Below are 24,810 nucleotides of genomic sequence, written 5' to 3'. Positions count from 1 at the left end.
CCGGGGAGTTTGAAGAGTTGGGTATCGTGCAGACGAAAAAGCCCCCGTCCTTGCGGACGGGGGCTTTTTCTTTCAGCGCAATCGGCAGTGCTGCCGGGTACCGATCAGGAGGCCACCTTGTCCAGCTCGCGCAGGATCGAGTCGCCCATCACGGTGGTGGAGCAGCGCGCCATGCCCGGAGCCATGATGTCGGACGTGCGCATGCCGCCGCCCAGCACGTTCTGGATGGCCCGCTCGATCAGCTTGGCATCCTCGTCCAGGTTGAACGAGTAGCGCAGGCACATCGCGAAGGACAGCAGCGTGGCGCAGGGGTTGGCCAGATCGCGGCCGGCGATGTCCGGGGCGGAGCCATGCACCGGCTCGTAGAGCGCCTTGCGGTGGCCGTTGGCATCCGGAGCACCCAGCGAGGCCGACGGCAGCATGCCGAGCGAACCGGTCATCATCGCCGCCTCGTCCGACAGGATGTCGCCGAACAGGTTGTCGGTGACGATCACGTCGAACTGCTTCGGGTTCTTCAGCAGCTGCATGGCGCCGTTGTCGGCGTACATGTGGCTCAGCTCGACGTCCTGGAACTCTTCCCCGTGCAGCTTGGTCACTTCCTGCCGCCACAGCAGGCCGGACTCCATGACGTTCGCCTTTTCCATCGAGCAGAGCTTGTTGCCGCGCTTGCGGGCCAGCTCGAACGCGACGCGGGCGACGCGGCGGATTTCCGACGTGGTGTAGACCTGGGTGTTGACGCCGCGGCGCTCGCCGTCGCCGATGTCGGTGATGCCGCGCGGCTCACCGAAATAGACGCCGCCGGTCAGCTCGCGGACGATCAGGATGTCCAGCCCGCGGATGACGTCGGCCTTCAGGGTCGAGGCGTCGACCAGCGCGTCGAACACCACGGCCGGGCGCAGGTTGGCGAACAGGCCCAGTTCCTTGCGCAGGGTCAGCAGGCCGGCTTCCGGACGCTTGGTGTAGTCGGTCGGGTTGTCCCACTTCGGGCCGCCGACGGCACCCAGCATCACCGCGTCCACCGCCAGCGCCTCGGCCAGGGTGGCGTCGGACAGCGGAACGCCATGGGCGTCGATGGCCGCGCCGCCGACCAGCCCTTCGGACACGTCGAAGGTGATCTTGCGCTTGCGGTCCATCCAGTCGATGACCCGGCGAACCTGGCGCATCACCTCCGGGCCGATACCGTCGCCGGGGAGGAACAGAAGCTTCTTATTGGCGGCCATGGCGGGCGCACTCCCAAATGTCAGACGTCAAGAAGACAGAAGTTGAAGAGGATCGGGGGAGGATGGAGGCGCTCAGCCCCACATCCACGGCTGGCCCGCGCGCTGCTTGCCCTCATACCCGTCGATATGGGCCGACTGCTGCAGGGTCAGGCCGATGTCGTCCAGGCCGTTCAGCAGGCAATGCTTGCGGAAGGGGTCCAGCTCGAAGGAGATGGTGCCGCCATCCGGGCCGGTGATGGTCTGCTTCTCAAGGTCGACCGTGATGACGGCGTTCGACCCGCGCGACGCGTCGTCGAGCAGCAGGTCGACCTGCTCCTTCGGCAACTTGATCGGCAGGATGCCGTTCTTGAAACAGTTGTTGTAGAAGATGTCGGCGAAGCTGGGGGCGATGATGCAGCGGATGCCGAAATCGGCCAGCGCCCACGGCGCATGCTCGCGCGACGAGCCGCAGCCGAAATTGTCGCCCGCCACCATGATGCTGGACTTGCGGTAGGCCGGCTTGTTCAGGACGAAGTCCGGGATCTCCTGCCCGTCCGGGGTGTAACGCATCTCGTCGAACAGATGCTTGCCAAGCCCCGTCCGCTTGATGGTCTTCAGGAACTGCTTCGGGATGATCATGTCGGTATCGACGTTGATCATCGGCAGCGGCGCCGCAACGCCGGTGAGAACCGTGAACTTTTCCATCGCCAGAAATCCTGTCGCGCAAGAAAGCGCAAGCGTGCGCATGCAGAGCGTGGTGAATAGCAGACCGAACAAGCCATTGCCAGAGGAAGCTTGCCCTTTTCCCGGCACGCAGCGAGCGAACAGGCATGCGCGGATGCACCGGCACGCATTATTGTTGCGTATCAGGCGGCGTATCGACGCGGTCAGGCCCGTTTGCGGGGGCCGGAACGCAGCACCCGGATCGCAAGGGGGATCGCGGGGCGGGAATAGCGCCGAGGCCCCTGCTGTTCATCGGGCGGCGGATGGGCGACCACACCCTTGCGGCGGGCGCCCCACCCGCCTACCAAGTCGCCCAGCAAGCCGACATGCCCACCTGAACGGCCCACCCGAACGAATGAAGGCCCGCCCGATCCGATGCCGACACATGACGACGACCGCAGCGCCCGCCTGATCGGCATCGCCTTCCTGCTGCTGGCGCCGCTGGCCTATGGGCTGCTGACGCTGGCCTTCGGGATGGATGCGAACTGGGACCTGCGGAATTACCACTGGTACAACGGCTACGCGATGCTGACCGGGCGGATCGGGCGCGATCTGCTGGCCGCCCAGATGCCGACCTTCTACAGCCCGTTCCTGGACGTTCCCTTCTATTGGCTGGCGACCCATCTGCCGGCGCGGGCAGCCGGATTCCTGTGGGGAACGCTTCAGGGCATCAACCTGTCACTGCTGTATCTGCTGGCATCCTTTTCCCTCCGGAACGTTCCGGCCCTGAAACGGACACTGGTCGCCATGGCGCTGGCCGTCGCGGGCGGGCTGGGCGGCGGAACGCTGGGTCTGATCGGCACCACCTTCCAGGACAATGTGGTCAGCCTGGGCGTGCTGGGTGCCGCGGCGGTCATTGCCGGCAGCCTTCCCGGCATCCTCGACGGCCGGCCGCTGCCCAGCTTCGCGCGGGTCGCTGCGGCCGGGCTGCTGGCCGGGGCGGCGATGGGGCTGAAGAACCCGACGGTGATCTATGCGGTCGGGCTGTGCCTTGGCTTCCTGGCATTGCCGGCCCGGCCGTGGCGCCGTCTGTGGCTGGCCTTCTTCTTCGGCATCGGCGTGCTGGTTGGGCTGGGGCTGGGCGGCGGCGTCTGGATGGCGCATCTGTGGCACGATTACGGGAACCCGGTCTTCCCGCACATGAACCACATCTTCAAGTCGCCCTTCGCCGCGCTGTCCGACTACGTCAATGTCAGCTTCTTCCCGCCCGGCCTGTGGCAGCGGCTGTTCTTCCCCTTCGTCTTCACTTTCTCCCCCCTGACGGTGGGCGAGGTGCCGTTCTTCGATCTGCGGGTGCTGGCGCTGTTCGTTCTGATTCCGGTCGGAGTTATCTGCGCGGCCGTCACAGGGATGTTGGGGAAGCGGAACGACTGGCTGACCGCCGTGCCGGCGACGCGGTTCCTGCTGGCGGCGATGACCGTCACCTACGCGCTGTGGGTGGTCATGTTCTGCATCTACCGCTATCTGGTGCCGCTGGAGATGCTGGCGCCGCTGGCGCTGGTGATGGCGATCGGGCTGCTGCCGCTGGCGCGCCGGCTGCGCATCGGGCTGGCGGTGGCGCTGCTGGCCGTGGTGCAACTGACGGTGCAGCCTGCCGACTGGGGGCGGGTCGCCTGGCCAACGGGCGCCGATGATCGCTGGGTCGAGGCGGATGTCCCGGCCATCGAGAATCCGGACGACACCATGGTGCTGATGGCCGGCTACTGGGCCATCTCGCACGTCATCCCCTCCTTCCCGGCGCGGGTCACCTTCGTGCGCATCCAGTCCAACTTCCTGCAGCCGGATTCCGTCGGCAACGGCTATCTCGCCATCCTGAAGGACAAGGTGGCCTCCCACCGCGGCCCCTTCCTGATGCTGAGCACGATCCCCGACACGCCCGGCGCGGCGAAGGCCGCGGAGCTGCTCGGCCTGCGGCTCGACCCGCAACGCTGCCGGCCGATCCCCAACAATCTGGGGGAGACCCTGAACCTATGCGCCGTTGACCGCGAGGGCGGCAAAAGGGAGACAGTGGAATAATCGCGGCGTTTGTGCTGTTTATCGCCGCAGACAGCCCGATCTGCCGACAGCCCGATCTGTCCCGTCTCCAGCCAGAAGCCAGCGCCATGACCGTATCGACCCTCGGCCGCCCTGCCGACCGCCCCGCCCTCACCCCGGACGCCGGTGCTTCCGGAACGCCTTCGGCGGCCGCGGCGGTCGGCCCGGCTCCCACCATCGCGGTGCTGATCCCCTGCTACAACGAAGAGGCGGCGATCGGCAAGGTGGTGCAGGACTTCCGCGCGGCCCTGCCGGACGCCGTCGTCTATGTCTACGACAACAACTCGAAGGACCGGACGGTGGAGGTCGCGCGTGCCGCTGGCGCCGTGGTCCGGAGCGAGCCGTTGCAGGGCAAGGGCAACGTCATGCGCCGCATGTTCGCCGACATCGAGGCGGACGTGTATGTGCTGGTCGACGGCGACGACACCTATCACGCCGCCAGCGCGCCGGAACTGGTCAAGCGCCTGTGGGACGAGCAGCTGGACATGGTCAACGGCGCGCGGGTGACGGAGATCGTTGCCGCCTACCGCCCCGGCCACCGTTTCGGCAACCTCGTGCTGACCGGCATGGTCGCCAAGATCTTCGGCAGCCGCATCGGCGACATGCTGTCCGGCTACCGCGTCTTCTCCCGCCGCTTCGTGAAGTCCTTCCCGGCGCTGGCCAGCGGTTTCGAGACCGAAACGGAGCTGACCGTCCATGCGCTGGAGCTGCGCATGCCGATTGCCGAGGTGAAGACCCCCTATAAGGACCGTCCGCCCGGGTCGCACAGCAAGCTGAACACCATCCGCGACGGCATCCGCATCCTGCGCGCCATCGTCATGCTGGTGAAGGAGGAGCGGCCCCTGCCCTTCTTCTCCGCCGCCTTCGGGCTGCTGGCCCTGCTGTCGGTGATCCTGGGCGTGCCGGTGATCGCCACATATTTCCAGACCGGGCTGGTTCCGCGCTTCCCCACCGCCCTGCTCGCCACCGGGCTGATGCTGCTGGCCTTCCTCAGCCTGACCTGCGGCCTGATCCTCGACACCGTCACCCATGGCCGCCGCGAGGCCAAGCGCATGAGCTACCTGTCACTGCGCGCACCGGGCCACCACCGGCCGCTGGCGGCGGAGCGCGGGGCCGGCACCTGCGAGGACGGGCGCCGGTGATGGCATCGGTCGCGAGATTTCTGGACAGCCGGCTCGGCCGGCTCGGAGTGCAGTTCGCCAAGTTCGGCGCGGTCGGCATCGTCGGGCTGGTGGTGGACACGGTGGTGCTCTACGCCGGCCTGGCGCTGGGGCTGCAATTCTTCGCCGCCCGCGTCCCGTCCTTCTTCGCGGCGGCGACGGCGACCTGGGCGCTGAACCGCGCCTTCACCTTCCGTGGTGCTGTGGACGAACCGCTGCACCGCCAATGGGCCAAGTTCATCGCCGCCAACGCCATCGGCGGCGTGGTGAATTACGGCGTGTCGGTCGGGCTGGAATCGAGCGTGCAGATGGTCGCCGATCACCCGTTCCTGGCGGTGGCCGCCGGCTCCATCGCCGGCATGTTCTTCAACTTCGCGGCGTCGAAGCATCTGGTGTTCAAGGGGGCGTAGCAAAGAGCTTCGCCCTCCGGCGGCGCCCGCGATTCTGCCTTGCGTGGCGCCTTATGGACTTATCCCCGCGGCTCGCCATATAACGGCGGCCATGACCCGCGAATTCCTGAAGATGCACGGCCTCGGCAACGACTTCGTCGTGATCGACGCCCGTTCCGAATCCTACCGCCCCTCGGGAGCGGAGGTGCGCGCCATCGCCGACCGCCGGATGGGCGTCGGGTGCGACCAGTTCATCGTGCTGGAGAAGACCGACGCGCCGGGCGCCGACGCCTTCATGCGCATCCGCAACGCCGACGGCAGCGAAGCTGCGGCCTGCGGCAACGCGTCGCGCTGCGTCGGCTGGCTGCTGATGGAAGAGAGCGGGCGTGACCGTGCCAGCTTCCAGACCGCCGCGGGTCTGCTGCATGCAAGCCGTGCCGACAATGGCCGCATCACGGTCGACATGGGCGCGCCCCGCCTCGATTGGGCGGCGATTCCGCTGGCAGCGCCCAGCGACACGCTGCGGGTCGAGACGGTCGAGCATGGCGGTTTCGCCGCCCCGGTCGCGGTGAACATGGGCAACCCGCACGCCGTCTTCTTCGTCGACGATGCCGAAGCGGTGCCGCTGGACGAGGTCGGCCCGGTCTTCGAGAACCACCCGGCCTTCCCGGAGCGCGCCAACATCGAATTCGCCCAGGTGCTGTCGCCCACCGCCATCCGCATGCGGGTGTGGGAGCGGGGCGCCGGCATCACCCAGGCCTGCGGCTCGGGCTCCTGCGCCACGCTGGTCGCCGCTGTGCGCCGCGGCCTGACCGACCGCAAGGCCGACATCATCCTGGACGGCGGCACCCTGACCATCGAATGGACCGAGGACGACCGCGTCCTGATGACCGGCCCGGTGGCGCTGAGCTTCAGCGGCCGGCTGTCGGCCGAACTGGTTGCGCCCGAACTGGCTTCAATATGAGCGACAGCACCGATAGCACGACGCAGACCGGCCCCGAGATCGTCACCTTCGGCTGCCGCCTGAACACCTACGAATCCGAGGTGATGCGCAACCATGTGCGCAGCGCCGGGTTGGACGACGTGGTGATCGTCAACACCTGCGCCGTGACGTCGGAAGCCGAACGGCAGGCGCGGCAGACCATCCGCAAGCTGCGCCGCGAACGGCCGGACGCCCGCATCGTCGTTACCGGCTGCGCCGCGCAGATCGACCCGCAGCGCTTCGCGGCGATGCCGGAGGTCGATCAGGTCCTGGGCAACCAGGAAAAGCTCCAGCCGGAAAGCTGGGGTTTGCCGCCGGCCGAGAAGGTGCTGGTCAACGACATCATGTCGGTCAAGGAGACCGCCGGCCACCTGATCGGCGGGTTCGAGGACCGCGCCCGCGCCTTCGTCCAGGTCCAGCAGGGCTGCGACCACCGCTGCACCTTCTGCATCATCCCCTATGGCCGCGGTCCGTCGCGCTCGGTCCCCATCGGTGGCATCGTCGAGCAGGTCCAGGCGCTGGTGAAGGCCGGCTACAACGAGGTAGTGCTGTCCGGCGTCGACATCACCAGCTACGGCCCCGACCTGCCGGGTTCGCCGTCGCTGGGGCAGATGGTGCGCCGGCTGCTGGCGCTGGTGCCGGAGCTGCCGCGGCTGCGCCTGTCCTCCATCGACTGCATCGAGATGGACGACGATCTCTGGCGCCTGATCGAGAACGAGCCGCGCCTGATGCCGCACCTGCACCTGTCGCTCCAGGCCGGTGACGACATGGTGCTGAAGCGGATGAAGCGCCGCCATGGCCGCGCCGATTCCATCGCCTTCTGCGAGCGGGTCCGTTCGGTCCGCCCCGATGTGGTGTTCGGTGCCGACTTCATCGCCGGTTTCCCGACGGAGACCGAGGAGATGTTCCAGAACACCATGCGGTTGGTGGAGGAATGCGGCCTGACCTGGCTGCATGTCTTCCCCTACAGCCCGCGCCCCGGCACGCCGGCCGCCCGCATGCCGCAGGTCGACGGCGCCGTCCGCAAGGAGCGCGCCGCCCGCCTGCGCGCCGTCGGCGCAGCGGCGGAGGCCCGCACCCTGGCAGGCCTCGTCGGCCGCACCGCCACAGTGCTGGTGGAGAAGGACGATTTGGGCCGCACCGAGCATTTCGCCGCGATCCGCCTGGGCCGGATCTTTCCGCCCGGCTCGCTGGTGCCCGCCGCCATCACCGGCATCAAGGACGGCGTGCTGACCGGCACCCCGCTCTGACCCCTCTTATAGTGGACACTCCATGATTTTCCGCTGGTTCGGCCGCAAGAAGCCCGAAGAGACCGCACCCAAGGACGAGGCGGCAAAGGACGAATCGGTCACCCTGGAGTCTTCCACCCCCGCGCCGGAGCCAGAAAAGGCGCCGGAGCCGCCTGCCGCCACACCTGCGCCCAAGCCGGAAACCGAACCGGTGCCGGAACTGGCGCCTGCCCCGCCGGTTGCCGAACTTCGCCCCATGCAGCCGGCACCGGTCGCACCGACTCAGGTGACCCCGCCGCCGGTCACGGCGCCCGCCGCGCCGGTCGAACCGCCCGCACCGGTCACCCCTGCCCCAGCACCGGAGCCGGAGCCCGTTCCGGAACTGCCGCCTGCCCCGACTCCTGTTGCCATGGTTGAGCCTGCGGTCGCCGAAGAGGCGCCGCCAACCAAGAAGGGCTGGTTCACCAAGCTGAAGGAAGGGCTGTCCAAATCATCGTCCAAGCTGACCGACGGCATCACCAGCATCTTCACCAAGCGCAAGCTGGACGACGAGGCGCTGGAGGAGCTGGAGGAGCTGCTGATCACCGCCGACCTCGGCCCGGCCACCGCGGCGAAGGTAACGGCGGAACTGGCGCGCACCCGCTTCGGCAAGGAGGTCTCGCCGGAGGAGGTCAAGACCACGCTCGCGGCCGAGGTGTCGAAGATCGTCACCCCCGTGGCCAAGCCGCTGGTGCTCGATCCGGCGCTGAAGCCGCATGTCATCCTGGTCGTCGGCGTCAACGGCACCGGCAAGACCACGACCATCGGCAAGCTGGCCCGGCAGTTCAAGGCGGAGGGCAAGAGCGTGATGCTGGCCGCCGGCGACACCTTCCGCGCCGCCGCGGTCAGCCAGTTGAAGATCTGGGGCGAGCGCACCGGCTGCGCGGTCGTCGCCCGCGACACTGGGGCGGATGCCGCCGGCCTTGCCTATGACGCCCTGGAGCGGGCGAAGGCCGAGGGCGTCGACGTGCTGCTGGTCGACACCGCCGGCCGGCTGCAGAACAAGACCGGCCTGATGGAGGAGCTGCGCAAGATCGTCCGCGTCATCAAGAAGCTGGACGAGACGGCGCCGCACACCACCCTGCTGACGCTGGACGCCACCACCGGCCAGAACGCGCACAGCCAGGTCGAAATCTTCCGCGACATGGTGAACGTCAACGGGCTGATCCTGACCAAGCTGGACGGCTCCGCCCGCGGCGGCGTCCTGGTTTCGCTGGCCGAAAAGTTCAAGATTCCGGTCCATGCCATCGGCGTCGGCGAGGGCGTCTACGACCTGCGGCCGTTCGATGCCGATGCCTTCGCCAAGTCGCTGATGGGCTTGAGCGCCGACTGACCGGCGGGGGCCTCTCCGACGGGGCCTGAACGGCGCTGCATCGGCCTGAATGGGTACGCACCGGGGGTTGGCCGAAATTCGGCCTTCCCAGCCGGTCGTTCGTACCCCATCTTTGTCGACATGACTGATAAAGCCCCGTTCCAGCCCGGTTCGGCCGGGCGCTTCACCGATGCCAAAGCAGCACTGGCCTGCGTGCGCGACATTTACGAGCGCAACACCGCCTACCTGCGCGACCGCTTCGCCGCCTACACCCAGGGCGATGAGGAAGGCGGGCGGAACCGGGCCTATTACCCTTATGTCCGGCTGACCGCCGTTTCGGGGGCCGCGGTCGATACCCGGCTGTCCTACGGCTTCGTCGAGGGGGTGGGCGTCCATTCCACCACGGTGACGCGGCCCGACCTGTTCGAGCGCTATCTGCTGGAACAGTTCACGCTTTTGCTGCGCAACCACGGCGTCCCGCTGGAGGTCGGCGTCAGCGAGGAGGCGATCCCGATCCATTTCGCCTTTCCCAACGGCATGTATGTGGAAGGCGACCTGCCGCCGGACAGGCTGACCAAGCTGCCGGACCTGTTCGACCTGCCCGATCTGGCGCGGATGGACGACACCATCGTCAACGGCACCTTCGACGGCGGGCCGGACGCGGTGAAGCCGCTGGCGCTGTTCACCGCTCCCCGGGTGGATTTCTCGCTGCACCGGCTGCGCCACTACACGGCGACCGCGCCGGAGCATTTCCAAAACTTCGTCCTGTTCACCAACTACCAGTTCTATGTCGACGAGTTCATCCGGCTGTCGCGCGAGATCATGGAGCCGACCGGCGACGCCGATCTGGCGGCCTACCGGGCGCAGTATGACAGCTTCGTCGAGCCGGGCGACATCGTCACCACCAACCAGAATCTGGGTGGTTTCGCCGATGCCCCGGCGGCCAGGCTGATGCGGATGCCGCAGATGCCGGCCTACCACCTGAAACGGCCGGACGGCAACGGCATCACGCTGGTGAACATCGGCGTCGGTCCGTCGAACGCCAAGACGATCACCGACCACATCGCGGTGCTGCGCCCGCATGCCTGGCTGATGCTGGGCCACTGCGCCGGGCTGCGGCATACTCAGCGGTTGGGCGACTACGTGCTGGCGCACGGCTATGTCCGCGAGGACCATGTGCTGGACGCCGACCTGCCGCTCTGGGTGCCGGTGCCGGCCCTGGCCGAGGTCCAGCGTGCGCTGGAGACTGCGGTGGAGCGGGTGACCGGGCTGTCGGGTTTCGACCTGAAGAGCATCATGCGCACCGGCACGGTGGCGACCATCGACAATCGGAACTGGGAACTGCGCGACCACCGCGAGCCGCTGATGCGGTTCAGCCAGAGCCGCGCCATCGCGCTGGACATGGAAAGCGCGACAATCGCCGCCAACGGCTTCCGCTTCCGCGTGCCGTACGGGACGTTGCTGTGCGTGTCGGACAAGCCGATGCATGGGCAGTTGAAGCTGCCGGGCATGGCCGACCGCTTCTATCGCGAGCGGGTCGACCAGCATCTGAAGATCGGCGTGCTGGCGATGGAACTGCTGCGCGAGCACGGCATGGAAACGCTGCACTCCCGCAAGCTGCGCAGCTTGGCGGAAGTGGCGTTCCAGTAAGGAATGGGGGCGGGTGCGAGACTCGCCCCCCATCTCAGTTTTAGACTCAGGCCTCAGGCAGCGGCCAGCAGGCTCTCGATTTCCTTGGTCGCGGCGGCCAGCGCCTTGTCCTTGGCTTCCGGGCCCATGCTGACGCCCTCGGCGCGGATGAAGGTCACGTCGGTGATGCCGAAGAAGCCGAACACCGAGCGCAGATAGGCTTCCTGGTGGTCGAGGCCGGCCAGCGCCGGGTTGGTCGAATAGACGCCGCCGCGGCCCGAGGCCACGATCACGCGCTTGCCGCCGGCCAGACCCTCGGGACCCTTCTCGGTGTAGCGGAAGGTGCGGCCGGCCTGGGCGAGGCGGTCGATCCAGGCCTTCAGCTGGGTCGGGACCGAGAAGTTGTACATCGGCGCGCCGACCACGACGACGTCGGCGGCCAGGAACTCGTCGAGCAGGACATTGGTCAGGGCCAGCTCTTCGCGCTGACGCTCGCTCAGCCCATCGACAACGCCGAGCTTGAGGACCGGCAGCAGTTCGCCGTCGAGATGGGCCGGCGGGTTGGCGGCGACGTCGCGGGTGACGACGGTGGCGGCCGGGTCGGCCTTCACCAGGGTCTCGACGATGGAGGCGGTCAGCTGGCGGGTAACGGAGAAGGTGCCGAGCGGGCTGGAGTCGACATGCAGGATCGTAGTCATGACGGAAGGAGCCTCTTGGTTGTTGCGGCCGTCTCTCCGGCCGGGTTCTGACGCCCAAGATGCCCCTAACTTTTCCAGCGGTTAAGCCGGGTTCTGCGCGATAGATCGTCTCTGCCAAAGCAACAATCGGCGGCGAAGCGACAATCAACCGAGCCTCGCCCGGATCAGCGCGTCACCAGCGCCCCGCTGCGGAAGACCGCCATCTGGCCTGGCTGCATCACCGTCCAGGCCTCGTCCCTGGTCAGCGGCCGGGTGGCGATGACCGTGACCACGTCGTTGGGCGTCGTCTCCTGGGAGAAATCGACGCTCATATCGGCATCGAGCAGGGTCGCGGCGCCGAAGGGGGCCTTGCGGGTCAGCCAGGCGAGGTTGGTGGCGCAATGGCACCACAGATAGCGTCCGTCGCTGAGCAGCATGTTAAAGACGCCCAGCGTGCCCAGATCGGCGGCCAGATGGCGGATCAGCTTCATCAGCCCGGTGTTCGTCTTTGGCGGCTCCGGATACTGCATGCGGATCTGGTCGAGCAGCCAGCAGAAGGCATGCTCGCTGTCGGTGCTGCCGACCGGCTCGTAGAAGGTCAGGATGCGGTCCTTGATGCCCTTCAGCTGGCCGTTGTGGGCGAAGGTCCACATCCGTCCCCACAGCTCGCGGGTGAAGGGATGGGTGTTCTCCAGCGACACCCGGCCGCGGTTGGCCCGGCGGATGTGCGAGATCACCGTGCAGGACTTGATCGAATAACGGCTGACCAGCCGGGCGATCTCCGACTCGGCACTGGGGGCCGGGTCGTGGAAGCTGCGGCAGCCCTTCCCCTCATAGAAGGCGATGCCCCAGCCGTCGCGATGCGGCCCGGTCTGCCCGCCGCGGCGCATCAGGCCGGCGAAGCTGAAGCAGATGTCCGTGGGCACGTTGGCGCTCATGCCCAGGAGTTCGCACATGATGTCCTCGTCTGCCGCTTGTCGTCGCCCTAGGGAGCGACAAGCTACGACAGGCCGTGCGCAAGGTCACGCGCGGACATGGCCGGATGCGGCGCGCACGTCAGGGTTTTGGCCTTAAGGTTTCGGGCCTTATGGTTTTGGGCAGGGCGGCATGTCCGGCCGCAGGCACCCTTCCATCTTCTGTTCTAGGACATCGCCGCCCAGCCCGATCCAGGCATCGACCCGGTCGGTCTCGAATCCGCAGTCGCGGCGGTCGCCGACCTGCATCAGCGGGCGGCGGATCAGCAGCGGGCGCTCGACCATCGCGGCCAGCGCCGCGGTTTCGTCCATCGCCTCCGGCACCAACTCGCCGTTCTTCACCGTTGGAGCGGCGCGGTTGAACCAGTCGGCCACAGGGCGGTCGCCGAAGAAGGGGCGGAGCGTCTGGGGCGTCCAGGGCTCGCTCACCAGGTCGCGGGCGAGCACGCGGTGGCCGGCCTGCTCCAGCAGGGCCTTCTGCCGGGCATTGCCGCCGCAGCCGGGCTTTTCGAAGAAAATCACGTCGGCCATGGTCATGTCCCTCCGAACAACGGCGCGCGGGCCAGCAGCGCGTCGGTTTGCTGACAGATCTCGTCATGGACCTCGCGGTCCAGCTTGCGCAGCCAGCGCGGCGGGATCGACTCCACGCCATAGGTGGCACCGGCCAGCATGCCGGCGATGGCGCCGGTGGTGTCGGCGTCGCCGCCCTGGTTGACCGTCTCGACCACGCAGGATTCGACCGAATCGGTCTGGAAGTAATAGTGGAAGACGGTCTGCACCGTATCGACGATGAAGGCGGTCGACAGGCCGCGATAGGGCTCGAACTTGAACTGGCGATGCCTGGCGATCAGGGCATTCGCCTCTTCTCGCGCCGCAACGATGCCGCCGCCCAGCACCAGCCGCCGCACCATCCGGCCCAGCGCGATCACCGCGGAATCGGACAGCTGGTTGCAGTGGGTGATGTGCGACTGCTCGACCGACCAGCGTTCGAAGGCGGCATCGTCGCCCAGCGTCGCCAGCGCCACCGGCAGGTTGCGCATCGCCGCCCCGTTGCCGGCATGGTATTCCGACTCCGGCTCCTCCAGCGTGCCGTTCATGATGAAGCGGCGTATGCCGCGGCGTGTCGTGTCGCCGACATCGACCGGCACCGATTTCAGCCAGATGGCGAACTCCTCGGCGGCGCGGCGGGCCTCCCACTCCGGCCCGGACAGGATGGCGCGGCCGAGATGGAGCGACATCTCGGTGTCGTCCGTCACCTGTCCGGCCGCCAGCTTCAGCCAGCCGCCGCCCTTGATGTGCTTGTGGACGCCATACTGGTGGGCGATCTCGCCCTTGGTCAGGAACTCCACCGTCGCCCCCAGCGCATCGCCGCAGGCGAGGCCGAGATAGGCGCCGAGCGCCCTGGATCGAATCTCGGGGGATCGAATCTGGGGGGAGCGGATGTCAGGCGTCAGACTCGTCGGATCGGTCATGCCGTTGGGCACAGGGTCCGTCCCTTCCTGGTGCGCCCCGCGGACGGCCCGCAAGCCGCCGCCGGACGTGAGGTTGTCAGAGAAGCGACACACCCACGCGATAGTCCCCGCCGATCACCAGATATTCTCCTTCGCCCTGGAAAGGGTAGCGCGGCAGGATGTCGCGGAAGAAGACGATCTTGGGCAGCGGCACCCACGCATCGAGGATGTAGTCGCCGAACTGGCCGGCGATGTCGCGGTTGATGGAAAAGGAACACAGGTTGTTCAGCCGCAGCACCGCGGTGCGCTTGTCCGGCCGGGCAACGATGTGGTGCTCCTCGAAATCGTTGACGCCGCGGTAGAGCCGGATGTGCGAGGCCCAGTTGGGCATCGGCGCGTCGGGCCAGCCGCGGCGGATCGTCCACTGGCAGAACTCGTACAGAAGGTCGAGTTGCAGGTGGATGTTGTTGTTGTGGAAGCGGGTCGACTGCTTCTGCTCGCCATAGGCCGCCCAGGCCTCGGAGGCGAAGCGGCGGATCGGCTCGCCATGGAAGGTCGGCAGCAGGCCGAAGCGGCTCTCCACCCAGCCCTTCAGAACCGCCCCTTCCGCCCGGTTGCTGTCGAACATCCAGCCTTTCAGCAGGCGCAGATAGCTGGCGCGGAAACGCCGCCTGCCGTCCGGCCCTTCGGTCCCGGAGAAATCGGGGTTCACCCCGAACACAGCGGCCATATGGCGCTGGAAGATGTCGGAGGCCGTCGGCGCATCGCGGCACTCGTCCAACGCCTCGAACAGGGCGGCATGTTCGCTGCGGGTGGCGCCGATGCGCAGGCGCCGCGGTTCGTCATTGTAGGCTTCGCCGCACAGGAGAGCGGCCGGCACATTGACGAGGTTGGTTCGGTGGGCGTGCAACGCCAGCGGTAAATCGGGCGGCATGCTGGACTCTCGTGCCCGCCCCGTCGCATCGCTCGTCACCACCCCGTCCGCCACGCCGATCCGCTCCGCCGCAATGTCATTATTTCTTATATGGATATTGCATAAGCCGGCGCATGCCAAGCCTTCACCGCCGCAACCGGCGAAGGCGTGTCGCCGCATGTCGCAACATTGTCCATTTGAAGCCGAACGATCCGTCCCCATACTCTGTACAGCGACGCTTACGATCCGGCGGCACCCGCATGGCCTTCTGGCCGACCAAGTACGACGACAGCCGGCGCCGGCGCACTCCGCCGTTGCCCACCCAGACGCCTGTCCGCCCGCCTGCCGCAACGCCATCCCCCGCCATCCCCGGCACGGCTTCCGGCGCTCCGCCGCGTGGCGTGGCGGAGGCCCGGACCGCCCTGCGGCTGGCCCAGCTTCTGCGCGGCACGATCACCCCCCTGCGCGGCGACACGGTGCTGGAAATCCTGGAACCGCACCGGCCGCGTCTGGTGCCCAAGCCGGTCAACCCGCTGCCGGCATTGGTCGGCAAGCCGCAGGGGCAGATGGTCGACGCGCTGCTGCGGCCAATCGGGCAGATCGTCACCGACGTGCTGCTGCCGGGGGTGCGCGACCATCTGATCGACCGGCTGGTGGCCGGCCGCACCGACCATGAGGACAGCCTGCCGGGCGCCGTCGACCTTGCCGAAGCGATGCGGGCGCTGGTCGGCCGGATGCGCGGCGGCGGCAAGGGCCATCTCCAGGCCGTCATCTCCGCCATCGAGACCGATGCCCGCACCACCGCCGACACGCTGACCAGGGACACCCGCCCCATCGACGTCGGCGGCATCGACCGGCTGGCCCGCGCCCTGCTGCGCTTCGAGGTGCGGCGGATGGCGCTGGAAGCGCTGGGCGGCAGCGGTGCGCTGCTGACCGTCATCAATCAGTCGCGGCGGCTGGCCCGCTATTCCCTGCGCCGCGCCACCGAGGCGATCGAAGGCTTCGTCGCCGACCGCGGGCTGAAGACGCTGCATGCCAGCCTCGCCACCCTGGCCCAGGCCGACGGGCTGATCGTCATCGCGCTGCGCAACCTGGACGACCAGGAGGAGACGAAGGAGGAGTCCGGCCCCTTCGTCGAGCCGGCCGACCGCAAGGCGATGAACGACTGGCTGTCGGCGGCGTGGCGACTTTCCGACACACTGTTCGATCTTGTCGGCAAGGCGGCGGCCGGCGGCGAGCTGGACGATCTGCTGTTCGCAGCATTGCTGCGGCAACTGCGCAGCCTGCATCACTTCTGCGCCGACCTGACCCACGCCGGCCGCCCGGCTGCCGTGGACACCCTGAAACAGCGGCTGGTCGACCGCTGCGACGTGCTGGCCCGCCTGACCGGCGAACGTCTGGTCGAGGCGCTGCTGGCGAAGCCCGCCGATCCCGCCCTCGCCCGCCGGCTGTTGGCGCGCGGCCGACTGCTGGCCCAGCTGCTCTACGACATGAACCGCGACGAGGCGGTGGAGGAGCTGGCGCTCCGCATCGTCGTCGCGGCCGAGGCGCTGGGCGGGGAGCGCTGAAGCGCTGGATTCGGCCGGGTCCGCCTGCTTCCAAAGCCCCCCTGCTGTAAAGACCCGACAAAATGTCGGGCTTTGTCGTGTGTGTCGGGACCCCGACAAACCTCCGCACCCGTCGCGCCCCAAAATAATCTTATATTTATCAACGGCTTATTGAATAAGCGCGCTCTGGCACGGGTCGTGCAATCCATGGAATCCGAAGCGGCCACGAACCGGCCGCACCGGATCGAAACACAGTCCCACGACCCAAGCACAGGAGCGACCCACATGGCCAAAGCGCCTCTGCGTCAGATCGCCTTTTACGGCAAGGGCGGTATCGGCAAGTCCACCACCTCTCAGAACACGCTGGCCGCGCTGGTCGAGCTGGATCAGAGGATCCTGATCGTCGGCTGCGACCCGAAGGCCGACTCGACCCGCCTGATCCTGCACGCAAAGGCCCAGGACACCGTCCTGCATCTGGCCGCCGAGGCCGGCTCGGTCGAGGATCTGGAGCTCGAGGACGTTCTCAAGATCGGCTACAAGAACATCAAGTGCGTCGAGTCCGGCGGTCCGGAGCCAGGGGTCGGCTGCGCCGGCCGCGGCGTCATCACCTCGATCAACTTCCTGGAAGAGAACGGCGCCTACGACGACGTGGACTATGTGTCCTACGACGTGCTGGGCGACGTGGTGTGCGGCGGCTTCGCCATGCCGATCCGCGAGAACAAGGCCCAGGAAATCTACATCGTCATGTCCGGCGAGATGATGGCGCTGTACGCCGCCAACAACATCGCCAAGGGCATCCTGAAATACGCGCACAGCGGCGGCGTCCGTCTCGGCGGCCTGATCTGCAACGAGCGCCAGACCGACAAGGAATGGGATCTGGCCGACGCGCTGGCCAAGCGCCTGGGCTCCAAGCTGATCCACTTCGTGCCGCGCGACAACATCGTCCAGCACGCCGAGCTGCGCCGCATGACGGTCATCGAGTACGCCCCGGACAGCAAGCAGGCCGGCGAATACCGCGCGCTCGCCAACAAGATCCATGCGAATTCCGGCCAGGGTTGCATCCCGACCCCGATCACCATGGAAGAGCTGGAAGAGATGCTGATGGACTTCGGCATCATGAAGACCGAGGAGCAGCAGCTCGCCGAGCTGGCCGCCAAGGAAGCGGCGAAGGCCGGCGCCTGACCCCGGGCGTAGCGACGGTTGCCTACCGGCCCCCCTGCCTTCGCGCAGGGGGGACCGCCTGAACACTGGCCCCATCCCCAGCCCCGCACAACGCCGACCCAACCACCATAGGGGCGACGGCGTGGGAGGGAGGGGCTCGGTCACGCGCTGCAGTGGCGCGAATATTCAAGCAGGAGGCCGGCTATGAGCCTGTCCGAGAACACCACGGTCGACGTCAAGAACCTCGTCAACGAAGTCCTCGAAGCCTATCCTGAAAAATCCCGCAAGCGCCGCGCCAAGCACCTGAACGTGCTGGAGGCCGAGGCCAAGGACTGCGGCGTCAAGTCGAACGTCAAGTCCATCCCCGGCGTCATGACCATCCGCGGCTGCGCCTATGCCGGCTCCAAGGGCGTAGTGTGGGGTCCGATCAAGGACATGATCCACATCTCCCACGGTCCGGTCGGCTGCGGCTACTACTCCTGGTCCGGCCGCCGCAACTACTACATCGGCGACACCGGTGTGGACAGCTGGGGCACGATGCACTTCACCTCCGACTTCCAGGAGAAGGACATCGTCTTCGGCGGCGACAAGAAGCTGCACAAGGTCATCGAGGAAATCAACGAGCTGTTCCCGCTGGTGAACGGCATCTCGATCCAGTCGGAATGCCCGATCGGCCTGATCGGCGACGACATCGAGGCTGTCGCCCGCGCCAAGTCGGCGGAAATCGGCAAGCCGGTCATCCCCGTGCGCTGCGAAGGCTTCCGCGGCGTGTCCCAGTCGCTGGGCCACCACATCGCCAACGACGCCATCCGCGACTGGGTGTTCGAGAAGACGGAACCCAAGGCCGGCTTCGTCTCCACCCCCTATGACGTCACCATCATCGGCGACTACAACATCGGCGGCGACGCCTGGTCGTCCCGCATCCTGCTGGAGGAGATCGGCCTGCGCGTGATCGCCCAGTGGTCGGGCGACGGCACGCTCGCCGAGTTGGAGAACACGCCGAAGGCCAAGGTCAACCTGATCCACTGTTACCGCTCGATGAACTACATCGCGCGCCACATGGAAGAGAAGTTCAACATTCCTTGGATGGAATACAACTTCTTCGGCCCGAGCCAGATCGCCGAATCCCTGCGCAAGATCGCCGCTCTCTTCGACGACAAGATCAAGGAAAACGCCGAGAAGGTCATCGCCCGCTACCAGCCGATGGTCGATGCGGTCATCGCCAAGTACAAGCCGCGGCTCGAAGGCAAGAAGGTCATGATCTACGTCGGCGGCCTGCGTCCCCGCCACGTCGTCGATGCCTACCATGACCTCGGCATGGAGATCACCGGCACCGGCTACGAGTTCGCCCACAACGACGATTATCAGCGTACGCAGCACTATGTGAAGGAAGGCACGCTGATCTACGACGACGTCACCGCGTTCGAACTGGAGAAGTTCGTCGAGGCGATGCGTCCCGACCTCGTCGCGTCGGGCATCAAGGAAAAGTACGTGTTCCAGAAGATGGGCCTGCCGTTCCGCCAGATGCACAGCTGGGACTACTCCGGCCCGTACCACGGCTATGACGGTTTCGCGATCTTCGCCCGCGACATGGACCTGGCCATCAACAACCCCGTCTGGGGCGTGATGAAGGCCCCGTTCTGACCATCGGCCTCTGGAACAGGAGAATTTGAGAATGACCGACAAGCTTTCGCAGAGCGCCGACAAGGTCCTCGACCACTACACCCTCTTCCGGCAGCCCGAATACGCGGCGATGTTCGAGAAGAAGAAGACCGAGTTCGAATACGGCCATTCGGACGAGGAAGTCGCCCGCGTGTCCGAATGGACCAAGTCCGAGGACTACAAGGCGAAGAACTTCGCCCGTGAAGCGGTGGTCATCAACCCGACCAAGGCCTGCCAGCCGATCGGCGCGATGTTCGCCGCCCAGGGCTTCGAAGGCACCCTGCCCTTCGTCCACGGCTCCCAGGGCTGCGTCGCCTATTACCGCACCCACCTGACCCGTCACTTCAAGGAGCCGAACAGCGCGGTCTCCTCGTCGATGACGGAGGACGCGGCGGTGTTCGGCGGCCTGAACAACATGATCGACGGCTTGGCGAACGCCTATGCGCTCTACAAGCCGAAGATGATCGCGGTGATGACCACCTGCATGGCCGAAGTCATCGGCGACGATTTGCAGGGCTTCATCGCCAATGCGAAGACCAAGGACAGTGTCCCGGCCGACTTCCCGGTGCCCTACGCCCACACCCCGGCCTTCGTCGGCAGCCACATCGTCGGCTACGACAACATGATCAAGGGGATCCTGACCAACTTCTGGGGTACGTCGGAGAATTTCGACACGCCCAAGACCGAGCAGATCAACCTGATCCCGGGCTTCGACGGCTTCGCCGTCGGCAACAACCGCGAACTGAAGCGCATCGCCGGCGAATTCGGCGTGAAGCTGCAAATCCTGTCCGACGTGTCCGACAATTTCGACACGCCGATGGATGGCGAGTACCGCATGTATGACGGCGGCACCACCATCGAGGAGACCAAGGAGGCCCTGCACGCCAAGGCCACCATCTCCATGCAGGAGTACAACACGACCCAGACCCTGCAATTCTGCAAGGAGAAGGGCCAGGAAGTCGCCAAGTTCAACTACCCGATGGGCGTCACCGGCACCGACGAGCTGCTGCTGAAGCTCGCCGAACTGTCGGGCAAGCCGGTCCCGGCCAGCCTGAAGCTGGAGCGCGGCCGTCTGGTCGACGCCATCGCCGACAGCCACACCCACATGCACGGCAAGCGCTTCGCCGTCTATGGCGACCCGGACTTCTGCCTGGGCATGTCCAAGTTCCTGCTGGAGCTGGGTGCGGAGCCGGTGCACATCCTGTCGACCTCCGGCTCCAAGAAGTGGGAGAAGCAGGTCCAGAAGGTGCTGGACGGCTCGCCCTTCGGCGCCTCGGGCAAGGCCCATGGCGGCAAGGATCTGTGGCACCTGCGCTCGCTGATCTTCACCGACAAGGTGGACTACATCATCGGCAACAGCTACGGCAAGTATCTGGAGCGCGACACCAAGGTTCCGCTGATCCGCCTGACCTACCCGATCTTCGACCGCCACCACCACCACCGCTACCCGACCTGGGGCTACCAGGGCGCGCTGAACGTGCTGGTGCGAATCCTGGACCGAATCTTCGAGGACATCGACGCCAACACCAACATCGTCGGCCAGACCGACTACTCGTTCGACCTGATCCGCTGACCGGCACGCCGGTAGCACGTCAGGCATCGGTTCAGCCAAACCGCCGGGCCGGGATTTCCATCCCCCAGCCCGGCGGCAACCTCCCCAGCCCGGAGAGCGTCGGCAACGGCGCGCTCCGGGTATTTTTTGTCGATATGCTTCTTCTGTTCATAGGTCAGCCATCGCGCAGCGCGAGGCCGACCACCCGTTCCAGTGCACGGTCGGCCGCCGCCTGCCAGCCCTCGCCGCCCAGCTCGATCGAAGCCGGCGGCAGTCCGACCGACGGGGCGGCCATGCCGTCGCGGACCGGACGGGCGCGCAGCAGCAGACGGGGGCGGGCGCCGCCGCTCCAGTCCTGGCGGCCTTTGAGGACGACCAGCAGGATCGGGCCATCGACCGCAGGCGGCGTCTCCGCCGGTTCGGCATCGGGCGTTACCGCGCGCAGGCCGAGGCGAACCACCGCCTTGCCGTAACCGGCCGCTTTCCGGGCGACGAGATCGGCGGCGGCATCGCACAGCATCCCGGCCTCCGGTGGAACCGGACGTCGGTCGAGATCGAGGAAACGGCACGCGACGCCGATCTCACCCCCCGGTTCCTGGGCCAGCCGGATCACCGCGCCGTCCGGTGCCGCCGCGGCGGGGACTGCCGCCAACGCCGCCACCATCGCGGCCAGATATCGCCAGCGCCTGCCGATCCGTCGCATCGTTGCTTTCCACCCCGTTCGAACCGTCCTGATACGGCCGGCCCTCCCCGCCCCCTGCGCGACATGTGCGACACCCGACAAGCTCCCGGAGCGATGCTCCCGATTGTCAGCTATCGGACAGGGCCGGAAAACCAGACAATCGTTCTTTATCAAAGGCTTATCCTCTGGCACGCCCCCTGCATCACACCGATGCAGAGCCATTTCCGGCGCCAGGATGGGAGAGCGGGCATGCTCCAGGACAAGATCCAGGATGTCTTCAACGAACCGGGCTGCGCGACCAACCAAGCCAAATCGGCCAAGGAGAAGAAGAAGGGCTGCACCAAGTCGCTGAAACCGGGGGCGGCGGCCGGCGGCTGCGCCTATGACGGGGCGATGATCGTGCTCCAGCCGATCGCCGACGCCGCCCATCTGGTCCATGGCCCCATCGCCTGCCTCGGCAACAGTTGGGACAACCGCGGCTCCAAATCCTCCGGCTCGCAGCTCTACCGCACCGGCTTCACCACCGATCTGTCGGAACTGGACGTCATCGGCGGCGGCGAGAAGAAGCTCTACCGCGCCATCAAGGAGATCGTTCAGCAATACGACCCGCCGGCCGTCTTCGTCTATCAGACCTGCGTGCCCGCCATGACCGGCGACGACATCGCCGCGGTCTGCAAGTTCGCCACGCAGAAGCTGGGCAAGCCGGTGATCCCGGTGGACTCGCCGGGCTTCGTCGGGTCGAAGAATCTCGGCAACAAGCTGGCCGGCGAAGCCCTGCTGGAGCACGTCATCGGCACGGTCGAACCGGACTACACCACCCCGACCGACGTCTGCATCATCGGCGAATACAACCTTGCCGGCGAGCTATGGCTGGTCAAGCCGCTGCTGGACGAGATCGGCATCCGCCTCCTGTCCTGCATTTCCGGCGACGGCCGCTACAAGGAGGTGGCGCAGGCCCACCGCGCCCGCGTCACCATGATGGTGTGCAGCCAGGCGCTGGTGAATGTCGGCCGCAAGATGGAGGAGCGCTACGGCATCCCCTATTTCGAGGGGTCCTTCTACGGCGTCTCCGACATGTCGGACACCCTGCGCACCATGACCCGCATGCTGGTGGAGCGCGGCGCCGACAAGGGTCTGATCGACCGGGCTGAAGGCGTCATCGCCCGCGAGGAAAGCCGGGTCTGGCGCCGGCTGGAACCCTACAAGCCGCGCTTCGACGGCAAGCGCGTCCTTCTCTTCACCGGCGGCGTCAAGAGCTGGTCGATGGTCAGCGCCCTGGAGGGTGCGGGGCTGACCATCCTCGGCACCTCCACCAAGAAATCGACCAGGGAGGACAAGGAGCGCATCAAGAAGATGAAGGGCGATGAGTTCCACCAGTGGGACGATTTGAAGCCGCGCGACATCTACAGGATGCTGGCCAACGATCAGGCCGACATCATGATGTCAGGCGGCCGCTCGCAGTTCATCTCGCTGAAGGCCAAGGTTCCCTGGCTCGACATCAACCAGGAGCGCCACCACGCCTATGCCGGCTATGACGGCATCGTCAATCTCTGCGAGGAGATCGACAAGACGCTGTCGAATCCGATCTGGCGGCAGGTCCGCCAGCCGGCGCCGTGGGAGTCCGGCCCCACCTCCACCCTGATGGCATCCTCAATGGCGGCGGAGTGACGGCGATGTCCCACATCCAGCGCTTTCCCTCCGCCGCCAAAGCGGCCTCCACCAACCCGCTCAAGATGAGCCAGCCGCTGGGTGCGGCGCTGGCCTATCTCGGAATCGACCGCTGCCTGCCGCTGTTCCATGGCTCGCAGGGCTGCACCGCCTTCGGGCTGGTGCTGCTGGTGCGCCATTTCCGCGAGGCGATCCCGCTGCAGACCACGGCGATGGATCAGGTCGCGACCATCCTCGGAGGCTACGACAATCTGGAACAGGCGATCCGCACCATCGTCGAGCGCAACCAGCCCGCCATGATCGGCGTCGCCACCACCGGCGTCACCGAGACCAAGGGCGAGGATATGGCCGGACAGTACACGCTGTTCCGCCAGCGCAACCCCGACTTGGCCGACACGGCCCTGGTCTTCGCCAACACCCCCGACTTCGCCGGCGGCTTCGAGGACGGCTTCGCCGCCGCGGTCACCGCGATGGTCGAGCGGCTGGTCGAACCGTCGCCGGTGCGCATCCCGACCCAAGTCAATGTGCTGGCCGGCTGCCACCTGTCGCCCGGCGATGTGGAGGAACTGCGCGACATCATCGAGGGCTTCGGCCTGTCGCCGATCTTCCTGCCCGACCTGTCGCTGTCGATGGCGGGCCGCCAGCCGACGGACTTCACCGCCACCTCGCTGGGCGGCGTGACGGTCGATCAGATCCGCGCCATGGGCGCTTCGGCCCTCACCATCGTGGTCGGCGAGCATATGCGGGTGGCCGGCAACGCGCTGGAATTGAAGACCGACGTGCCCAGCCATTTCTTCAACCGCCTGACCGGGCTGGAGGCGACGGACAAGCTGGTCCGGCTGCTGATGGAGCTGTCGGGCAAGCCGGCGCCCGCCCGGCTGCGGCGCCAGCGCGAAAGCCTGGTCGACGCCATGCTGGACGGGCATTTCTTCTACAGCCGCAAGCGCATCGCCGTCGCGCTGGAGCCCGACCTGCTCTATGCCGTCACCGGTTTCCTCGCCGACATGGGGGCCGAGGTGATCGCCGCGGTGTCGCCGACGCAGAGCCCGGTGCTGGAGCGTCTGAAGGCCGCCACTATCATGGTCGGCGATCATTCCGACGTGGAGACGCTGGCCCGCGACGCCGACCTGATCGTCTCCAACTCGCACGGGCGGCAGGGAGCGGCGCGGATCGGCGTGGCTCTGCACCGCATGGGCCTGCCGCTGTTCGACCGGCTGGGGGCCGGCCTGCGCGTCCAGGTCGGCTACCGCGGCACGCGGGAACTGCTGTGCGACATCGGCAACCTGTTCCTCGCCCGCGAGATGGACCACGAGCACGGGCACGAGAGCCACGACCACGGGGAATCCCACGGCTGCGGAGGCGGATCATGCGGATGCAACGCCGTCTGAGCGTGGTGCAGGACCCACGCCCGACCAAAGGAGGATCGATGAAGGTCGCTTTCTGCACCCAGGACATGCAGCACGTCGATGCGCATTTCGGCTGGGCCAAGAACATCGCCGTCTATCAAGTCGACCGCCAGGGCCATGCCTTTCTGGAGACCTTCCAGTTCGGCGGCTCGATGTTCGAGGACGGCAACGAGGACAAGCTGGTGCCGAAGCTGGAGGCGCTGGCCGACGTCGCCATCCTCTATCTGTCGGCCATCGGCGCATCGGCCGCCGCCCGCGTGGTGGCGAAGAAGATCCATCCGGTGAAGGTCGAGGCCACCGACACCATTCCCGCCCTGCTCGACCGGCTGGTCCAGACGCTGAACGGCAATCCGCCGCCCTGGCTGCGCAAGGCGATGGGCGAAACGCCCGAATTCCATTTCGACGAGGAGGAGGTCTGAGC

22 protein-coding genes are annotated in these 24,810 nt (G+C 66.9%); 14 read left to right on the top strand and 8 right to left on the bottom strand.

The window, feature by feature from the left end:
* Positions 1-104: 104 nt before the first annotated feature.
* Both leuB and leuD read right to left on the bottom strand, forming a co-directional pair.
* The gene (leuB, locus tag ABNQ39_RS02135) at positions 105-1,220 is read right to left on the bottom strand and encodes a 3-isopropylmalate dehydrogenase (protein ID WP_376958546.1); all 1,116 of its coding nucleotides are present in this window, start codon (positions 1,218-1,220) and stop codon (positions 105-107) included.
* Positions 1,221-1,292: 72 nt separating this feature from the next.
* Positions 1,293-1,904 (bottom strand): 3-isopropylmalate dehydratase small subunit, encoded by a 612-nt coding sequence (gene leuD / locus ABNQ39_RS02130; protein ID WP_174471689.1) that lies wholly within the window; start codon positions 1,902-1,904, stop codon positions 1,293-1,295.
* Between the two features lie 393 nt (positions 1,905-2,297).
* Here leuD and ABNQ39_RS02125 point away from each other — a divergent pair, with 393 nt between their 5' ends.
* From ABNQ39_RS02125 to ABNQ39_RS02095, 7 genes are all read left to right on the top strand, one after another.
* A complete protein-coding gene (locus ABNQ39_RS02125; RefSeq protein WP_376958544.1) occupies positions 2,298-3,938 on the top strand; it encodes a hypothetical protein in 1,641 nt (546 codons plus the stop codon).
* Positions 3,939-4,024: 86 nt separating this feature from the next.
* Positions 4,025-5,098: a glycosyltransferase family 2 protein gene (locus ABNQ39_RS02120; RefSeq protein ID WP_376958543.1), complete on the top strand. Its 1,074-nt coding sequence runs from the start codon at positions 4,025-4,027 to the stop codon at positions 5,096-5,098.
* Positions 5,098-5,526: a GtrA family protein gene (locus ABNQ39_RS02115; protein WP_376959745.1), complete on the top strand. Its 429-nt coding sequence runs from the start codon at positions 5,098-5,100 to the stop codon at positions 5,524-5,526. The genes ABNQ39_RS02120 and ABNQ39_RS02115 overlap by 1 nt, the downstream gene beginning before the upstream one ends.
* Positions 5,527-5,617: 91 nt before the next feature.
* Complete coding sequence (dapF, locus tag ABNQ39_RS02110; RefSeq protein ID WP_376958542.1) at positions 5,618-6,469, top strand: diaminopimelate epimerase; 852 nt, start codon at positions 5,618-5,620, stop codon at positions 6,467-6,469.
* Positions 6,466-7,737, top strand: a complete 1,272-nt coding sequence (gene mtaB, locus ABNQ39_RS02105; RefSeq protein WP_376958541.1) for a tRNA (N(6)-L-threonylcarbamoyladenosine(37)-C(2))-methylthiotransferase MtaB — start codon at positions 6,466-6,468, stop codon at positions 7,735-7,737. The genes dapF and mtaB overlap by 4 nt, the downstream gene beginning before the upstream one ends.
* 22 nt (positions 7,738-7,759) lie before the next feature.
* A complete protein-coding gene (gene ftsY / locus ABNQ39_RS02100; RefSeq protein ID WP_376958540.1) occupies positions 7,760-9,088 on the top strand; it encodes a signal recognition particle-docking protein FtsY in 1,329 nt (442 codons plus the stop codon).
* 120 nt (positions 9,089-9,208) lie between these two features.
* Positions 9,209-10,717, top strand: coding sequence for an AMP nucleosidase (locus ABNQ39_RS02095; protein WP_376958539.1), 1,509 nt, complete (start codon positions 9,209-9,211; stop codon positions 10,715-10,717).
* A gap of 53 nt (positions 10,718-10,770) precedes the next feature.
* Here ABNQ39_RS02095 and ABNQ39_RS02090 read toward each other — a convergent pair whose 3' ends face one another.
* The 5 genes from ABNQ39_RS02090 to ABNQ39_RS02070 all read right to left on the bottom strand — a co-directional run bounded on the left by ABNQ39_RS02090 (position 10,771) and on the right by ABNQ39_RS02070 (position 14,786).
* Entirely contained in the window at positions 10,771-11,394 is a 624-nt protein-coding gene (locus ABNQ39_RS02090) for an FMN-dependent NADH-azoreductase (protein ID WP_376958538.1), read from the bottom strand.
* A 164-nt stretch (positions 11,395-11,558) separates the two neighbouring features.
* Positions 11,559-12,329: a class II glutamine amidotransferase gene (locus ABNQ39_RS02085; RefSeq protein WP_376958537.1), complete on the bottom strand. Its 771-nt coding sequence runs from the start codon at positions 12,327-12,329 to the stop codon at positions 11,559-11,561.
* Between the two features lie 129 nt (positions 12,330-12,458).
* Positions 12,459-12,878 (bottom strand): ArsC/Spx/MgsR family protein, encoded by a 420-nt coding sequence (locus ABNQ39_RS02080; RefSeq protein WP_376958536.1) that lies wholly within the window; start codon positions 12,876-12,878, stop codon positions 12,459-12,461.
* 2 nt (positions 12,879-12,880) lie between these two features.
* Positions 12,881-13,774, bottom strand: a complete 894-nt coding sequence (gene draG / locus ABNQ39_RS02075; protein WP_161958171.1) for an ADP-ribosyl-[dinitrogen reductase] hydrolase — start codon at positions 13,772-13,774, stop codon at positions 12,881-12,883.
* A 121-nt stretch (positions 13,775-13,895) separates the two neighbouring features.
* The gene (locus ABNQ39_RS02070) at positions 13,896-14,786 is read right to left on the bottom strand and encodes an NAD(+)--dinitrogen-reductase ADP-D-ribosyltransferase (protein WP_376958535.1); all 891 of its coding nucleotides are present in this window, start codon (positions 14,784-14,786) and stop codon (positions 13,896-13,898) included.
* 185 nt (positions 14,787-14,971) lie between these two features.
* Here ABNQ39_RS02070 and ABNQ39_RS02065 point away from each other — a divergent pair, with 185 nt between their 5' ends.
* The 4 genes from ABNQ39_RS02065 to nifK all read left to right on the top strand — a co-directional run bounded on the left by ABNQ39_RS02065 (position 14,972) and on the right by nifK (position 20,654).
* Positions 14,972-16,279, top strand: coding sequence for a hypothetical protein (locus ABNQ39_RS02065; RefSeq protein WP_376958534.1), 1,308 nt, complete (start codon positions 14,972-14,974; stop codon positions 16,277-16,279).
* A 264-nt stretch (positions 16,280-16,543) separates the two neighbouring features.
* Positions 16,544-17,440 (top strand): nitrogenase iron protein, encoded by an 897-nt coding sequence (nifH, locus tag ABNQ39_RS02060; RefSeq protein ID WP_063634031.1) that lies wholly within the window; start codon positions 16,544-16,546, stop codon positions 17,438-17,440.
* A gap of 183 nt (positions 17,441-17,623) precedes the next feature.
* Positions 17,624-19,063 (top strand): nitrogenase molybdenum-iron protein alpha chain, encoded by a 1,440-nt coding sequence (nifD, locus tag ABNQ39_RS02055; RefSeq protein ID WP_098740340.1) that lies wholly within the window; start codon positions 17,624-17,626, stop codon positions 19,061-19,063.
* 31 nt (positions 19,064-19,094) lie between these two features.
* On the top strand, positions 19,095-20,654 hold the full coding sequence (nifK, locus tag ABNQ39_RS02050; protein ID WP_376958532.1) for a nitrogenase molybdenum-iron protein subunit beta: 1,560 nt from the start codon (positions 19,095-19,097) through the stop codon (positions 20,652-20,654).
* 154 nt (positions 20,655-20,808) lie between these two features.
* Here nifK and ABNQ39_RS02045 read toward each other — a convergent pair whose 3' ends face one another.
* Positions 20,809-21,336 (bottom strand): hypothetical protein, encoded by a 528-nt coding sequence (locus ABNQ39_RS02045; protein WP_376958531.1) that lies wholly within the window; start codon positions 21,334-21,336, stop codon positions 20,809-20,811.
* Positions 21,337-21,564: 228 nt separating this feature from the next.
* Here ABNQ39_RS02045 and nifE point away from each other — a divergent pair, with 228 nt between their 5' ends.
* Genes nifE through nifX form a run of 3 tightly spaced genes read left to right on the top strand, consistent with a single transcriptional unit; the run spans position 21,565 to position 24,808 of the window.
* Positions 21,565-22,983 carry a nitrogenase iron-molybdenum cofactor biosynthesis protein NifE gene (gene nifE, locus ABNQ39_RS02040; protein ID WP_376958529.1) on the top strand — a complete coding sequence of 473 codons (1,419 nt, stop codon included), beginning with the start codon at positions 21,565-21,567 and terminating at the stop codon, positions 22,981-22,983.
* 5 nt (positions 22,984-22,988) lie between these two features.
* The gene (nifN, locus tag ABNQ39_RS02035) at positions 22,989-24,371 is read left to right on the top strand and encodes a nitrogenase iron-molybdenum cofactor biosynthesis protein NifN (RefSeq protein ID WP_376958527.1); all 1,383 of its coding nucleotides are present in this window, start codon (positions 22,989-22,991) and stop codon (positions 24,369-24,371) included.
* The gene (nifX, locus tag ABNQ39_RS02030) at positions 24,350-24,808 is read left to right on the top strand and encodes a nitrogen fixation protein NifX (protein WP_376958525.1); all 459 of its coding nucleotides are present in this window, start codon (positions 24,350-24,352) and stop codon (positions 24,806-24,808) included. Before nifN ends, nifX begins: the two co-directional genes overlap by 22 nt.
* The last annotated feature ends 2 nt before the right edge of the window (positions 24,809-24,810 follow it).

Origin of the sequence: Azospirillum sp. A26, assembly GCF_042604635.1 — a bacterium.
GTDB lineage: Bacteria > Pseudomonadota > Alphaproteobacteria > Azospirillales > Azospirillaceae > Azospirillum > Azospirillum palustre.
Note: the sequence above shows the minus strand (reverse complement) of the source record. Positions and strands in the feature narration are given on the sequence as shown.

Excerpts from the sequence above, each read along its gene's own strand:
- dapF (WP_376958542.1), top strand. The coding sequence starts at position 5,618 with ATGACCCGCGAATTCCTGAAGATGCACGGCCTCGGCAACGACTTCGTC.
- ABNQ39_RS02080 (WP_376958536.1), bottom strand. The coding sequence starts at position 12,878 with ATGGCCGACGTGATTTTCTTCGAAAAGCCCGGCTGCGGCGGCAATGCC.
- ABNQ39_RS02045 (WP_376958531.1), bottom strand. The coding sequence starts at position 21,336 with ATGCGACGGATCGGCAGGCGCTGGCGATATCTGGCCGCGATGGTGGCG.
- ABNQ39_RS02065 (WP_376958534.1), top strand. The coding sequence starts at position 14,972 with ATGGCCTTCTGGCCGACCAAGTACGACGACAGCCGGCGCCGGCGCACT.
- mtaB (WP_376958541.1), top strand. The coding sequence starts at position 6,466 with ATGAGCGACAGCACCGATAGCACGACGCAGACCGGCCCCGAGATCGTC.
- nifK (WP_376958532.1), top strand. The coding sequence starts at position 19,095 with ATGACCGACAAGCTTTCGCAGAGCGCCGACAAGGTCCTCGACCACTAC.
- ftsY (WP_376958540.1), top strand. The coding sequence starts at position 7,760 with ATGATTTTCCGCTGGTTCGGCCGCAAGAAGCCCGAAGAGACCGCACCC.
- ABNQ39_RS02095 (WP_376958539.1), top strand. The coding sequence starts at position 9,209 with ATGACTGATAAAGCCCCGTTCCAGCCCGGTTCGGCCGGGCGCTTCACC.
- nifN (WP_376958527.1), top strand. The coding sequence starts at position 22,989 with ATGTCCCACATCCAGCGCTTTCCCTCCGCCGCCAAAGCGGCCTCCACC.
- ABNQ39_RS02085 (WP_376958537.1), bottom strand. The coding sequence starts at position 12,329 with ATGTGCGAACTCCTGGGCATGAGCGCCAACGTGCCCACGGACATCTGC.
- ABNQ39_RS02115 (WP_376959745.1), top strand. The coding sequence starts at position 5,098 with ATGGCATCGGTCGCGAGATTTCTGGACAGCCGGCTCGGCCGGCTCGGA.
- nifH (WP_063634031.1), top strand. The coding sequence starts at position 16,544 with ATGGCCAAAGCGCCTCTGCGTCAGATCGCCTTTTACGGCAAGGGCGGT.
- leuB (WP_376958546.1), bottom strand. The coding sequence starts at position 1,220 with ATGGCCGCCAATAAGAAGCTTCTGTTCCTCCCCGGCGACGGTATCGGC.
- nifX (WP_376958525.1), top strand. The coding sequence starts at position 24,350 with ATGCGGATGCAACGCCGTCTGAGCGTGGTGCAGGACCCACGCCCGACC.
- nifD (WP_098740340.1), top strand. The coding sequence starts at position 17,624 with ATGAGCCTGTCCGAGAACACCACGGTCGACGTCAAGAACCTCGTCAAC.
- ABNQ39_RS02120 (WP_376958543.1), top strand. The coding sequence starts at position 4,025 with ATGACCGTATCGACCCTCGGCCGCCCTGCCGACCGCCCCGCCCTCACC.
- leuD (WP_174471689.1), bottom strand. The coding sequence starts at position 1,904 with ATGGAAAAGTTCACGGTTCTCACCGGCGTTGCGGCGCCGCTGCCGATG.
- ABNQ39_RS02125 (WP_376958544.1), top strand. The coding sequence starts at position 2,298 with ATGCCGACACATGACGACGACCGCAGCGCCCGCCTGATCGGCATCGCC.
- nifE (WP_376958529.1), top strand. The coding sequence starts at position 21,565 with ATGCTCCAGGACAAGATCCAGGATGTCTTCAACGAACCGGGCTGCGCG.
- ABNQ39_RS02090 (WP_376958538.1), bottom strand. The coding sequence starts at position 11,394 with ATGACTACGATCCTGCATGTCGACTCCAGCCCGCTCGGCACCTTCTCC.